The 12,832-nt window shown below is 70.5% G+C and carries 15 protein-coding genes; 6 read left to right on the top strand and 9 right to left on the bottom strand.

Annotated elements, in window-relative coordinates:
- The first annotated feature begins 60 nt into the window (after nt 1–60).
- Nucleotides 61–708: a TetR/AcrR family transcriptional regulator gene (locus tag ACH3VR_RS20430; protein WP_397558176.1), complete on the top strand. Its 648-nt coding sequence runs from the start codon at nt 61–63 to the stop codon at nt 706–708.
- A 1-nt stretch (nt 709) separates the two neighbouring features.
- Here ACH3VR_RS20430 and ACH3VR_RS20425 read toward each other — a convergent pair whose 3' ends face one another.
- Together ACH3VR_RS20425 and ACH3VR_RS20420 are read right to left on the bottom strand one after the other, a co-directional pair.
- Nucleotides 710–1,450 (bottom strand): cache domain-containing protein, encoded by a 741-nt coding sequence (locus ACH3VR_RS20425; protein ID WP_397558175.1) that lies wholly within the window; start codon nt 1,448–1,450, stop codon nt 710–712.
- A complete protein-coding gene (locus ACH3VR_RS20420) occupies nt 1,447–2,238 on the bottom strand; it encodes a FadR/GntR family transcriptional regulator (RefSeq protein ID WP_397558174.1) in 792 nt (263 codons plus the stop codon). The genes ACH3VR_RS20425 and ACH3VR_RS20420 overlap by 4 nt, the downstream gene beginning before the upstream one ends.
- A 130-nt stretch (nt 2,239–2,368) precedes the next feature.
- Here ACH3VR_RS20420 and ACH3VR_RS20415 point away from each other — a divergent pair, with 130 nt between their 5' ends.
- The 4 genes from ACH3VR_RS20415 (at nt 2,369) to ACH3VR_RS20400 (ending at nt 6,476) form a co-directional block, all read left to right on the top strand.
- The gene (locus ACH3VR_RS20415; protein WP_397558173.1) at nt 2,369–3,403 is read left to right on the top strand and encodes an ABC transporter ATP-binding protein; all 1,035 of its coding nucleotides are present in this window, start codon (nt 2,369–2,371) and stop codon (nt 3,401–3,403) included.
- A 97-nt stretch (nt 3,404–3,500) separates the two neighbouring features.
- On the top strand, nt 3,501–4,679 hold the full coding sequence (locus ACH3VR_RS20410) for an ABC transporter substrate-binding protein (protein WP_397558172.1): 1,179 nt from the start codon (nt 3,501–3,503) through the stop codon (nt 4,677–4,679).
- A 64-nt stretch (nt 4,680–4,743) separates the two neighbouring features.
- Nucleotides 4,744–5,667, top strand: a complete 924-nt coding sequence (locus tag ACH3VR_RS20405; protein WP_397558171.1) for an ABC transporter permease — start codon at nt 4,744–4,746, stop codon at nt 5,665–5,667.
- Nucleotides 5,668–5,675: 8 nt separating this feature from the next.
- Nucleotides 5,676–6,476 (top strand): ABC transporter permease, encoded by an 801-nt coding sequence (locus ACH3VR_RS20400; RefSeq protein ID WP_397558170.1) that lies wholly within the window; start codon nt 5,676–5,678, stop codon nt 6,474–6,476.
- A 9-nt stretch (nt 6,477–6,485) separates the two neighbouring features.
- On the opposite strand, the gene ACH3VR_RS20395 is transcribed toward ACH3VR_RS20400, so the two are convergent.
- Nucleotides 6,486–7,022, bottom strand: a complete 537-nt coding sequence (locus ACH3VR_RS20395; protein WP_397558169.1) for a MarR family winged helix-turn-helix transcriptional regulator — start codon at nt 7,020–7,022, stop codon at nt 6,486–6,488.
- Between the two features lie 190 nt (nt 7,023–7,212).
- Between ACH3VR_RS20395 and ACH3VR_RS20390 the strand changes: the two genes are divergently transcribed.
- On the top strand, nt 7,213–7,539 hold the full coding sequence (locus ACH3VR_RS20390; protein WP_397558168.1) for a DUF7882 family protein: 327 nt from the start codon (nt 7,213–7,215) through the stop codon (nt 7,537–7,539).
- A 15-nt stretch (nt 7,540–7,554) separates the two neighbouring features.
- Here ACH3VR_RS20390 and ACH3VR_RS20385 read toward each other — a convergent pair whose 3' ends face one another.
- From ACH3VR_RS20385 to ACH3VR_RS20360, 6 genes are read right to left on the bottom strand one after another with little or no spacing between them, the layout of a single operon-like run.
- Entirely contained in the window at nt 7,555–8,508 is a 954-nt protein-coding gene (locus ACH3VR_RS20385) for an NAD(P)/FAD-dependent oxidoreductase (RefSeq protein WP_397558167.1), read from the bottom strand.
- Nucleotides 8,501–8,830, bottom strand: a complete 330-nt coding sequence (gene fdxA, locus ACH3VR_RS20380; protein WP_397558166.1) for a ferredoxin — start codon at nt 8,828–8,830, stop codon at nt 8,501–8,503. The genes ACH3VR_RS20385 and fdxA overlap by 8 nt, the downstream gene beginning before the upstream one ends.
- Nucleotides 8,827–10,209 carry an FAD-dependent oxidoreductase gene (locus tag ACH3VR_RS20375; protein ID WP_397558165.1) on the bottom strand — a complete coding sequence of 461 codons (1,383 nt, stop codon included), beginning with the start codon at nt 10,207–10,209 and terminating at the stop codon, nt 8,827–8,829. Before ACH3VR_RS20375 ends, fdxA begins: the two co-directional genes overlap by 4 nt.
- Entirely contained in the window at nt 10,209–11,087 is an 879-nt protein-coding gene (gene cobA / locus ACH3VR_RS20370) for a uroporphyrinogen-III C-methyltransferase (RefSeq protein WP_397558164.1), read from the bottom strand. The genes ACH3VR_RS20375 and cobA overlap by 1 nt, the downstream gene beginning before the upstream one ends.
- A complete protein-coding gene (locus tag ACH3VR_RS20365; protein WP_397558163.1) occupies nt 11,084–12,010 on the bottom strand; it encodes an ABC transporter permease in 927 nt (308 codons plus the stop codon). The genes cobA and ACH3VR_RS20365 overlap by 4 nt, the downstream gene beginning before the upstream one ends.
- Nucleotides 12,000–12,725 carry an ABC transporter ATP-binding protein gene (locus ACH3VR_RS20360; protein ID WP_397558162.1) on the bottom strand — a complete coding sequence of 242 codons (726 nt, stop codon included), beginning with the start codon at nt 12,723–12,725 and terminating at the stop codon, nt 12,000–12,002. The genes ACH3VR_RS20365 and ACH3VR_RS20360 overlap by 11 nt, the downstream gene beginning before the upstream one ends.
- Nucleotides 12,726–12,832: the final 107 nt, after the last annotated feature.

The raw sequence follows: 12,832 nt of genomic DNA, 5'->3' as shown, positions 1-12,832 counted from the left end.
GGGAATGAGTACGAACGATCGTTCGTAGACTATACGAACGATCGTTCGTACACTAGAGGCATGTCCGAAATCGTCATCGACCGGCGCCGCGCTCGCGGCGATGCGTCGCGGCGGGTCGTGCTCGAGCGGGCGACCGACCTCGCCTCGGTCGAGGGTCTCGACGGGCTCACGATCGGCCGGCTCGCCGAGGCGGCGGGCATGAGCAAGAGCAGCATCGCGACGCTCTTCGGGGGCAAGGAGGCGCTGCAGCTCGCCGCCGTCGACGCGGCCGCACAGATCTTCCGCGAGAACGTCGTCGAGCCGGCACGCGCGCATCCGCGCGGCGTCGCGCGCCTGGCGGTGCTGCTGCGCCGCGCGCTGGACTACTCGCGCACACGCGTGTTCACGGGTGGCTGCTTCTTCGCCGCGACCGCCGCCGACATGGATTCGAAGCCGGGGCCCGTGGGTGATGCCGTCCGCGGCTGGCTGCGCGACTGGTACGGCTACCTCGAGGCGCAGGTGCGGTACGCCGCCGAGGCGGGGGAGATCACGGCGGATGCCGCGACCGTGCGCCGGATCGCGTTCGAGGTCATCGCGCTCGACAACGAGGCGAACTCGCGGTCGCTGCTGACCGGCGACGACGCACCCTACGCGATCGCGGCGACGGCGATGCGCGAGCGGCTGCTCGCCGTCGGCGCGAAGGCCGAGGACCTCGAGCCGCTCGCCTGACCTACTGGATGACGAGCGTCAGCGACGTGTCGCCGCAGGCGAGCACCGCCGCACCGCCGGGAAGCACCGCGACGTCGGATCGCGCCGCCGCGATCGCGTCGGCCAGTCCTTCGAGCCGGAGGATCGAGCCGGGCTCGCGGGCGGCATCCGTCGAGGTCACGATCCGTCCCGACGCGTTGACCAGCGCCGTATCGGCACCGCCTGCCCGCAGCACCGGGAGCAGCTCCCGTTCGAGCTGGTCGACGAGGGCGTCGGCGCCCACGATGCCGACCATCTCGCCGTCGAGGCGCACGGGGGTCGTGATCGTCACGGTGTAGTCGTCGGTGCACACGTAGTCGACGTACGGCCCGGTGAGGTGGCGCGCGCCGGAACGGGCGGGCACCCGCCACCATTCCAGCGCCGTGTAGTCGCGGAACTGTTCGTGCGAAGGGTCGTCGATCGTCGCGAGGCGGCGCGGCTCGGCGATGCCGCGCAGCCACCAGGCGAGGTGCCACTCGGCGTCGCTCAGCGCGCCGGGCTCGGCCACGAACCCCGATCCTGTGATCAGGCTGTCGCCGGCAAGCGCGGGCACGGCGAACGACTCGACGACGGGATCGAGGACCTCGGCCGTGAGCGCGAGACCCTCGGCCAGACGGGCCTCGAGGAGGTCGCGCCACCCGTCGATCGTCGCGAAGATCCCGTCGATCGTCTCGGCGACGCGGGAGGCGATCGCGACCGCGGGGTGCGCCACCGCCGTGCTCATGCGGATCCCTCCTGTCCGATCCCGGATGCCTCTCCGCGGCCCTCGGCGTCGACTCTGAGCCGTTCGTGCACGAGCCACTCGAAGGCGCTCGTGATGTGCGCGATCGTGGCGCGGCGCGCCGCCTCGGGTCGGACTTCGCGGATGGCCTCGATGACCTCGCCGCGCGCGGACGCGCTGCGATCACGGTACTCCTGCTCGCGCAGGCACAGCCACAGGAGTGGCCCGGCTTCGGCCTGAAGCCGGATCTCCTCGTGCACGAGCCGCGGGGACTGGCTGATGGCGGCCACCTCGAGCTGGAACCGGCTCACGGCGCGCCGAGCCCCGCCGGCCGAGGACAGGTCGGCATTGCCGGCGATCGTCTGGAGACTCTCGAGGTCGTCGTCGCTGGCCCGCCCGGCCGCGACCTCGGCAGCCGTGCCCGCGATCGCCCCGACGTGCAGGGCGAGGTCGCGCAGCTCGATGCGGGAGTGCGCGGCGAGGCGACGTGCGAGCATGCGCGACGCCTGCTCGCGGTCGTAGGTGACGAAGCTGCCGCCGTCCCGCCCGCGGCGTGTGCGCACCAGGCCCTTGTCGCGCATGCCTTCGAGCGCTTCACGCGCCGTGACGAGGGCGACCCCGAGGCTGCGGGACAGCTCCGACTCGCTCGGCAGACGCTCGCCGTCGCGCAGCACCCCGCTCACGATCGCGTCGGTGAGCCGTTGTTCGACGAGCTCGGCGCGGCCTGCGCCGTCGAGGGGAGCGAAGACGACCGCGTGCGCGGCATCCACTCGTCCCGTCGCGTGCGGCATGGATCAACTCCCGGTGGCCCCGGCCGGGAGCGCCTCTCCAGGGCCGTGACAAGACGGTAACACCACCGACCTCTTTTGAACATATGGATCCATATGATTTAATTCCGATCGACCATCGAAGGAGATCGTCATGAGCGATGCCCCGCCTGCAATCCGACTGACCGGGCTCACCAAGGAGTTCGGCTCCGTCACCGCCGTCGACCACGTCGACCTCGAGATCGGCGCGGGCGAGTTCTTCTCGATGCTCGGCCCCTCGGGCTCGGGCAAGACCACCGTGCTCCGCCTCATCGCGGGCTTCGAGCAGCCGACCGGCGGGACGATCGAGCTGTTCGGCCAGGACGTCACGAAGAAGGCCCCGTTCGACCGAGACGTCAACACGGTCTTCCAGGACTACGCCCTCTTCCCGCACATGTCGGTGCTCGACAACGTCGCGTACGGGCTGCGCGTGCGCGGCGTCAAGCGCGCGGAGCGGCGCGATCGCGCCATGAAGGCGCTCGAAGCCGTGCGGCTCGCGCAGTATGCCGAGCGCAAGCCCGCGCAGCTGTCGGGCGGCCAGCGCCAGCGCGTCGCGCTCGCCCGGGCCACCGTCGTCGAGCCCAAGGTGCTGCTTCTCGACGAGCCCCTCGGCGCGCTCGACCTCAAGCTCCGCGAGCAGATGCAGGTCGAGCTCAAGCAGATCCAGCGCGACCTGGGCATCACCTTCATCTTCGTGACGCACGATCAGGAGGAGGCGCTCACGCTGTCCGACCGCGTCGCCGTCTTCCACGACGGCCGCATCGAGCAGCTCGGCACGCCATGGGAGCTGTACGAGCAGCCCGCGTCGCGATTCGTCGCCGACTTCGTCGGCACCTCCAACCTGTTCGACCCCGAGCGGTCGGCCGCCCTCATCGGCCGCGAAGGCGAGCACTCGATCAGGCCGGAGAAGCTCACGCTCAACGCGCACGCTGCGACGGCGCATGGCGAGCGGTCGGCTCCCGGCACCCTCGTGGAATCGATCTACGTCGGCAGCGGCATCCGTCGTGTCGTCGATCTGGATGCCGGGATGCGCGTGACGGTGCTCGAGCGAAACGACCGCTCGCGCGCATCCGACGACGAGCGGGGCGATCGCGTGCACGTCACGTGGCACGACGCGGACGTCGTGCCGCTCATCCCGCCCGGCGAATGACCGCCCGGCGAACGACTTCCCGGCGAGTGCGCCGGCTCCAGGTCCGCGGGCGTATGCCCCGGAAACACACAGCACCTTCACCCGAGAGGACACACACATGATGCACACGCTGCGCGGCGCGCGGGCGACCGCCGCCGGGGTACTGGCGGTCGGGGCGATCGCCGCCCTGGCCGGCTGCGGAACGTCGAGCGGAAGCGCCGCCCCCACCGCGGCGGCCACCGAGCTCGGCGACATGGAAGGGCAGGTCTCGATCATCGGCTGGGCCGGCTACGTCGAGGACGGCAGCAACGACCCCGCCTACGACTGGGTCAGCGGCTTCGAGGACAAGACCGGCTGCAAGGTCACGTCGAAGACCTTCAACACGTCGGACGAGGCGGTCAATCTCATGAAGACGGGCGACTACGACGTCGTCTCGGCCTCCGGCGACGCCTCGCTCCGGCTCATCGCCGCGGGCGACGTCCAGCCCGTCAACACGGATCTCGTCCCCAACTACGCGGCGATCTACGACTTCCTCAAGGACCAGCCGTGGAACACCGTGGACGGCGTGCACTACGGAGTGCCGCACGGGTACGGCGCCAACCTCCTCCTGTACAACACGGAGGTGGTGACCCCGGCACCGACCTCGTGGGATGTCGTGTTCGACAAGGCCGGCGACCACTCGGGCAAGATCACCGCGTACGACAACCCGATCTACATCGCCGACGCGGCCGTGTACCTCATGGCCCACCAGCCCGACCTCGGGATCAAGAACCCCTACGCACTCGACCAGAAGCAGTTCGAGGCTGCCGTCGACCTGCTCAAGGAGCAGCGCCAGCACGTCGGCGAGTACTGGTCGGACTACCTCAAGGAGGTGCAGGCCTTCGAGACCGGCGACTCCGTCGCCGGCACGACGTGGCAGGTGATCCAGAACGTGCTCGCGAGTGAGAGCGCCACGACCGATGTCGTGCTGCCCGAGGAGGGTGCGACGGGATGGTCGGACACGTGGATGATCTCGTCGAAGACCAAGAACCCCAACTGCTCCTATGCATGGCTCGACTGGATCTCCAGCCCGGAGGTGAACGGCCAGGCGACGTCGTACTTCGGTGAGGCTCCCTCCAGCCAGGCTGCGTGCGACTACCGCGAGGACTGCGAGGCCTACCACGCGGGCGATGCGGACTACGCGTCGAAGATCTGGTACTGGACCACCCCCATCGCGAAGTGCCTCGACGGGCGCACCGACGTCGAATGCGTCGACTACGCGCAGTGGACCGAGGCCTGGGCAGAGATCAAGGGCTGACCGAGCCCGCCGAAATCGCCGGGGGCGGCGCCGCACGCCGCCCCTGGCACCCCCGAGGAGACGCATGACCGACACGATCGCCCCGCCGCGGGCCGAGCGCGCCGTTCCCCCGCCGCCGAAGACGCCGGCCCGGCGCACGTCGGCGTGGCTCAGCACGCATCCGCGTGCGCGACTGACCCTGCTGCTGACGGCGCCGCTGTTCTGGCTCGTCCTCGTCTACATCGTGGCGCTCGTGCTGCTCCTCGTGACGGCGTTCTGGAGCGTCGACAGCTTCACGGGCGAGATCATCACCGACTGGACGCTCGACAACATCGTCACGGTGCTCACGGGCACGCTGTACCAGACCGTCACCCTGCGCACGATCGGCATCGCGCTCGCCGTCACGGTCGTCGACGTCGTCATCGCTCTGCCGATCGCGTTCTACATGGCGAAGATCGCGACCCCCCGCGTGCAGCGCCTCCTCGTCATCGCGGTGCTCATGCCGCTGTGGGCGAGCTATCTCGTGAAGGCCTACGCGTGGCGCTCGGTGCTCTCGCAGGACGGCCTCCTGGAGTGGGTGCTCGCGCCGTTCGGACTGCACACTCCCGGCTATGGGCTCACCGCGACCGTCATCACGCTGTCGTACCTCTGGCTGCCGTACGTCATCCTGCCCATCTATGCGGGACTCGAGCGCGTGCCCGACTCGCTGCTCGAGGCATCCGCAGATCTCGGCGGGCGCAGCTGGCGGACGATCCGTCACGTCGTGCTGCCGCTCGCGATGCCGGCGATCATCGCGGGAACGATCTTCAGCTTCTCGCTGTCGCTCGGCGACTACATCACCGTCAACATCGTCGGCGGGACGACCCAGATGCTCGGAAACCTCGTCTACACGAACGTCGGCGCGGCCAACAACCTGCCGCTCGCCGCGGCGATCGCGCTGATCCCGATCGTCATCATCTTCGGCTACCTGGCCCTCGTGCGTCGCACGGGCGCCCTCGACAACCTGTAGGAGCAGCGGTGCGACTCGGAAAGTCCGCGCGCGTCACGCTCGCGATCGCCACGGTGGCGATCCTCGTGGTCGTCTACATCCCCCTCTTCGTCGTGCTCGTGAACTCCTTCTCGACCTCGACATCACTGTCCTGGCCGCCGCCCGGCTTCACGCTGGAGTGGTGGGTCAAGGCGTTCCAGAGCCAGGGCGCGGTGGCCGCCGTGGCCACGAGCGTGCAGGTCGCGATCGCCGCGACGCTCATCTCGCTCGTGCTCGGCACGCTGCTCTCGCTCGCACTGCAGCGCTTCGACTTCTTCGGGCGCAGCGCCGTGAACCTGCTCGTCATCCTGCCGATCGCCCTGCCCGGCATCATCACCGGTATCGCGCTGAACAACTTCTTCCGCACGATCATGGGCATCCCGCTGTCGATCTGGACCGTCATCATCGCGCACGCGACGTTCTGCATCGTGACGGTGTTCAACAACGCGATCGCACGACTGCGCCGCACCGGCACGAACCTCGAGGAGGCCTCGGCCGATCTGGGCGCGGGAGTGTGGACGACGTTCCGCCTCGTGACGTTCCCTCAGCTGCGCTCGGCGCTGCTGGCAGGTGCGCTCCTCGCCTTCGCGCTGAGCTTCGACGAGATCATCGTCACGACCTTCACCGCGGGCTCCGGGGTCACGACGCTGCCGATCTTCATCCTGAACAACATGTTCCGGCCCAACCAGGCGCCCATCGTCTCGGTCATCGCCGTCGTCATGGTGGTCATCTCGATCGTGCCGATCTACATCGCACAGCGGCTGTCGGGATCGGAGCAGACGAAGCGCTGACGCGGGACGTCAGGGGGATGCCTCTCCCTGTCCGGTGCCGACCGCTTGGTGCGCGAGCCGGTCGAGTGCCTCCGCGATGCGGGTGATGACGGTCGCGGCGGTCTCCGCGTCCTCGGGGGACAGGCCCTCGATCGTCGTCACGACCGTCGAGTGATGGGCCGCGTACGAGTCGTCGACGCGGCGGATGGCGGCCTCCGTCGGCACGAGGTAGTGGGCTCGCCGGTCGGTCGGGTGCTGCACCCGCGTGACGAAGCCGCGCTGCACGAGCCTTTCGATGACATTCGTGACGGTCGCGCTCGACGTGTCGAGCATGACGATGACGTCCTTCGGGCTGAGATCGCGCCCATCGCGATATCCCTGCACGAGGTACCGCAGCGCGGTGAGGTCGAGGTTCGAGAGCCCCGACGCGCGCAGGGCCCGCTCGGCCTGCACGCGCTCCGCGCGGCGCAGAGCGAGGATCGCCTCGCTCAGGCGCCGCCCTTCGGGCGTGCTCGGCTGAGTCGCGTAGAGGTGCTCGCCCTCGTGGCGCACGACGTTCTGAGGCATGTGCTTCCCGATCCGCTCCCGTCACTGGCAGGTCTCACAGTGTAGCCCCACAATCTGTGACGCACAATTGATTGCACACCAACCGAGATACATAAGTCCTGGTATTGACAATGAGTTTCACATGTGGCTACCTAGATTCACACAAACGGCCGACTCGCCTGACGCCGACCCGAGCGAAAGGAAGACCACGGTGGGATACCTCTACTACGGAAGCGAGACCAGTCCGACGCAGGTGCCCGATCGCACCCTCGCGTACGTGAAAGTGGTGGCGACGACCAAGCTGCGCCGTGGGGAGAGCTTCACACTCACGTGGCGCCACCCCGACGGATCGCCGGAAGGGCGCACCTCGATCTGGCTGCAGCCGGCGATCCCGCTCAAGTTCGTGTTCGAGTCTGCCGAGTCCGAACCGCTCGAGCCGGAGCGGCTGCGCACGATGGCGGACGCCGCCAACTCCAGCAACGGACTCGTCATCGACTGGGAGGACGAGCCGAAGCGGCTCGCGGCGGTCGCCGCCTGACCATCCCGCGGGAGTTCAGTGGGCCGTCTGCACGCCGATGAGATCGTGCACCAGCACGGCCGCCGCCCTGGCGCCCTGGCCCGCGGCGACGATGAGCTGCTGCGGGCCGGGGGACGCGGCATCCCCCGCGGCGTACAGGCCCGCGACCGACGTGCGTCCAGAGCCGTCGACCACCAGGTGCCCTTCGGTGTCGCGCTCGGCGTCGACGCGCGCGAGGTAGTCGAGCGCGGGATGCCACTCCGGGCGCACGAATCCGCCGTCGATCTCGACGCGCGCGCCGTCGGCGAGGCGCACCGCGGACACGGCCCCGCGCTCGCCCTCGAGGTCGGCGATCGCCCGACGCTCGACGACGATCCCGGATGCCGCGAGCTCGGCCTCCTCGACGGTGTCGATGATGTCGCGGCCGTTGGTGAAGACGGTGAGCCTGTCGGTCCAGCGCGCGATGAGGCGTGCGCGGGTCGCGAGGTCGCTGGTCTCGCCGATGAGCGCGAGCGGGCGGTCCTGCAGCTCCCACGCGTCACAGGCGGCGCAGCTGAACATCGTCATGCCGTAGAAGGCGCGCAGGCTCGGGATCGCGGGAAGAGTCTCGCGCAGGCCGGTCGCGACGATGATCGAGCGCGCCGCGACGGCGGGCGGCGTGCCGGGGCTGCGGCCCTCCAGTGCGACGACGAAGCGCAGTCCGTCCGCGCCGTCGCTGCGCACGACGGCCGTCGCGACGGTGCGGTCGAAGACGCGCACGTCCGCGTATGCGGACAGTTCGGCGCGGGCGAGCTTGCGCAGTTCGAGCGGCGGCACACCGTCGCGCGTCAGGAACCCGTGCGACCGGAGCGTCGCGGCGTTGCGCGGGCGGCCGGCGTCGATGACGACGACCGAGGCGCGGGCGCGACCGAGGTTCAGCGCGGCCGAGAGGCCCGCAGGGCCGCCGCCGATGATGACGACGTCGACCTCGGTCTGGACCGGATCAGTCATGGCCCTCTCCCTGGGGCGGGAGCTCGGCGATGACCGGGTGGTCCTTGTGGATCACGCCGACCTTGGCGGCGCCGCCGGGCGAGCCGACGTCGTCGAAGAACTCGACGTTGGCCTTGTAGTAGTCCTGCCACTCGTCGGGCAGGTCGTCCTCGTAGTAGATCGCCTCGACGGGGCACACCGGCTCGCAGGCACCGCAGTCCACGCACTCGTCGGGGTGGATGTAGAGGCTGCGCTCACCCTCGTAGATGCAGTCGACCGGGCACTCGTCGATGCACGCGCGGTCCTTCACGTCCACGCACGGCAGAGCGATGACGTAGGTCATGACAGCGTCAGGCTTCCGGCACGCGAGATCTCGACCTGCTCGTCGCGGGGCACGACCTTGACGCGCTCACGCGTGTGCTCGTGCGTCCCGCCCAGCTCGCGCTCGTGCGCGTCGAGGGCGAGCCAGCCGTCCCACGTCGTGAAGGCGACCTCGCGCTCGTCGAGAAGCTCGAGCACGTCGGCGTCGACGACGGGTGCCACGAGGCGCCCCGCCTCGGCGTCGGCGACGAGGTGCGCGATCGTCTCCATCGCGTCGGATTTCGTGTGGCCGATCAGGCCGACGGGTCCGCGCTTGATCCAGCCGGTGGCGTAGAGACCCGTGATCGGCTTCTCGCCCTCGGTGACCCGGCCCTCGACGTTGGTGATGACGCCGCGCTTCTCGTCGAAGGGAGCCCCGACGACGGGGGTGCCGTAGTAGCCGACGGCGCGGTACACGGCCTGCACCGGGATGTCGCGCAGCTCGCCCGTGCCGATGACGGCGTTCTCGCCGATCGGCGTGGTGCGCTCGAAGCGCAGCCCCGTGACGCCCTGCTCGTCGTCGCCGAGCACCTCGACGGGCGAGTGGTAGAAGTGCAGGTGCAGCCGGCGCGACGCGCCCTCGGTGCCGCGCTTGCGCCAGGAGTCGAAGATGCGGTTGATGACCTTGAGCTGGTTGTTGGTCGCGGCCGCGGCATCCAGCGCCTCGAAGTCCTCGTCGGCGAGCACGATGTCGACGTCGCGCACTTCGCCGAGCTCGCGCAGCTCGATGGGCGTGAACTTGACGTCGAGCGGGCCGCGGCGGCCGAAGACGTGCACGTCGGTGACGGCGGAGGCCTCGAGACCGCCCAGCACGTTGTCGGCGATCTCGGTCGGGCGGAGGTCCACGGCGTGCTTCGCAAGGATGCGGGCGACGTCGAGTGCGACGTTGCCGTTGCCGACCACGGCGACCTCGCGGGCCTCGAGCGGCCACTCGCGTGGCACGTCGGGGTGCCCGTCGAACCATGCGACGAAGTCGGCCGCGCCGTACGAGCGGGGCAGGTCGATGCCGGGGATCTCGAGTGCCGCGTCGCGGATCGCACCGGTCGCGAGGATGACGGCGTCGTAGCGCTCGTGCAGCTCGTCGAGCGCGATGTCGCGGCCGATCTCGACGTTGCCGATGAAGCGGATGGTGCCCTCGTCGAGCATCTCGTGCAGCGAGTTCACGATGCCCTTGATGCGCGGGTGGTCGGGCGCGACGCCGTAGCGGATGAGGCCGTACGGAGCGGGGAGCGACTCGAACAGGTCGATCGCGACCGAGCCGCCCGCGGCCTTGACGGCGTTCGCGAGGATGTTGCCGGCGTAGATGCCGGCGGGGCCCGAGCCGACGATCGCGACGCGGAGGTTGAGGGGCGAAGAGGTCATCAGGCAGTGGCCTTTCCGGTGCGGGCGCTCGCGGGGGCGGCGAGCGGGTCGAAGTTGTTCAGGTCGATGCCCGACGCGATCGCGTCGGGGGCATAGGGGCTCACGCGCACGACGTCGCCCACGACGACGACGGCGGGGGAGCGGACGCCGCGCTCGGCGGCCTGCGCCGCGATCGTGGCGAGCGTGCCGACCGTGACCCGCTGGCGCGGGCCGAAGCCGTCCTCGACGATCGCGACGGGGCAGTCTGCGCCGCGCTCGCCGCGTGCGAGCGTGAGGGCGGCCTGCGCCAGGGTGCCGACACCCATGAGCAGTACGACGGTGTGGTCGCGGCCGCCGCTGAGCGAGGTGATCTGGTCGTGGCCTGTGACGACGGTGAAGGCCGTCGCGGCGCCGCGGTAGGTCAGCGGGATGCCGGCGAGCGCAGGCACCGCGATGGCACTCGTGACGCCCGACACGACCTCGACCTCGATCCCTGCGTCGCGACAGTAGTCGAGCTCCTCCGCGCCACGGCCGAAGACGTACGGGTCGCCGCCCTTGAGCCGGACGACGGTCTTCCCGTCGAGCGCGAGCTGCACGAGCAGTGCGTTGATGGCGTCCTGCGGCACCGCGTGGTGACCGGGGCTCTTGCCGACGTCGACGACCTCGGCACGCAGCTCCACCCCGTCGGCCGCGAGCCCGTCCAGCACGGCGCGCGCACCGAGGCGGTCCGCGACGATGACATCGGCGCGCTCGAGGGCGCGCAGACCCGCGACGGTGAGCAGGCCGGGGTCGCCGGGGCCGGCCCCGACGAGCCAGACCTTGCCGGGCGCGGGCCTGCCCTGTGGTTCGACAGGCTCACCAACCGGTCGATGGTGTCCCTGAGCTTGTCGAAGGGTCATCGGGCACCGCCCGTCACGAGCAGGCCGCGGCGCTTGAGCATGCGGCGCTCGACGGGGCCGAAGAAGACGAGCTCGATGAGGACGCCGATCGCAAGGATCAGGATGATCGTCGCGAGGACGCCGGCGAGGTCCGCGAGCTCGCGCGACTGCTGCAGCATCGACCCCAGGCCGAAGCCGATCGTGCCGCCGACGGCGATGATCTCGGCCGCCATGAGCGAGCGCCACGAGAACGCCCAGCCCTGCTTGAGACCCGCGACGTAGCCGGGGAGCGCCGCCGGCATGATGACGGCCGTCGCGAGCTGCCAGCGCGAGGCGCCCAGCACCGTGCCCACGCGGCGCAGCTGGGGCGGCACCTGGTCGACGCCGGCGATGAGGCCGTTGACGATGGAAGGGATCGCCCCCATGAGGATGACGAAGTACACGGTCGCGTCCGACAGCCCGAACCAGATGATGGCGGCGGGGACCCACGCGACCGACGGCAGCACTTGCAGGCCCGAGATGATCGGGCCGACGGCGCGGCGGATGGGGCGCACCTCTGCCAGCAGCAGGCCGATCGGCGTGCCGACGACGATCGCGATCAGGAAGCCGATCACGCCGCGTTCGAGGCTGGTCGTGACAGCCTGCTGCAGGCGTCCTGCGTCCCAGGCGTCGCCCATCGCCGTCCAGACGTCGGCGGGGCTCGGCACGATATCGGGCCGCGGCTGCGCGATGACGACGTACAGCCACCACGCGACGATCAGCAGGATCACGAAGACGACGGGCGGCACGACGCTCGCGGCGAACCGGCGCCAGGCGCTCGGCTCGGTGGAGGCATCGGTCTGGAGGCGGTCGAGCCCCGCGGACAGGCTGCGCAGCTCGTCGCCGGTCGGGACGGATGCCGCGTCCGCGGCCCGCGCGAGGGCGGTGGGTGTCTCAAGCGGCATTGCGGCGGATCTCCTTCCGCAGCTTCTCGGTGATCTCCACCGAGAGCGCGGCGACTTCGGGCGACTCGATCCGGCGACCGGTCGTCTTGCCGATGCGCCACTCCTCGACGACGCGACCGGGGCGGCTGCCCAGCAGCACGACGCGCTGGCCGAGGCGCGCGGCCTCGCGCACGTTGTGCGTCACGAACACGATCGTGCGGCCCGTGGCGCGCCAGACGCGCTCGAGCTCCTCGTGCAGGAGATCGCGCGTGATCGCGTCGAGCGCCGCGAAAGGCTCGTCCATGAGGAGCACGGGGCGGTCCTGCGCGAGGGCTCGCGCCAGCGCGACGCGCTGCCGCATGCCGCCCGAGAGCTCGTGCGGACGCTTCTCGGCGGCATCCGCGAGGTTGACGGTGTCCAGGAGCGCGAGCGCCTTCTCGCGGCGCTCGGCGCGAGGCACGCCCCGCAGCCGCAGGGCGAGCTCGACGTTGCGTCGCGCCGTGAGCCAGGGCATGAGCGCCGACTCCTGGAACATGACGGCCGAGCCCGCGGAGGGTGTCTGGATGTCGCCGGCGGTCGGCCGCTCGAGCCCCGCGATGAGGTTGAGCAGCGTCGACTTGCCGCATCCCGACGCCCCGAGCAGGCACACGAACTCGCCGGGCGCGATGTCGAGGGAGACGTCCTCGAGCACGACGGGACCCGTGCCGAACCGCTTCGTCACGTGGGCGATGCGCACGGCGGGCGCCGGGGCCGGGGCGGGCGCCGGAACCGGCGCGACGCCGTCGAAGCTCGGGGCGAGGTCGTTGCGGGGCCGCGGGGGGGGGGGGGGGGGGGGGGGGGGGG

This window comes from Microbacterium alkaliflavum, assembly GCF_044325405.1.
Lineage (GTDB): Bacteria > Actinomycetota > Actinomycetes > Actinomycetales > Microbacteriaceae > Microbacterium > Microbacterium alkaliflavum.
This window is presented reverse-complemented; position numbering and strand designations above follow the sequence as displayed.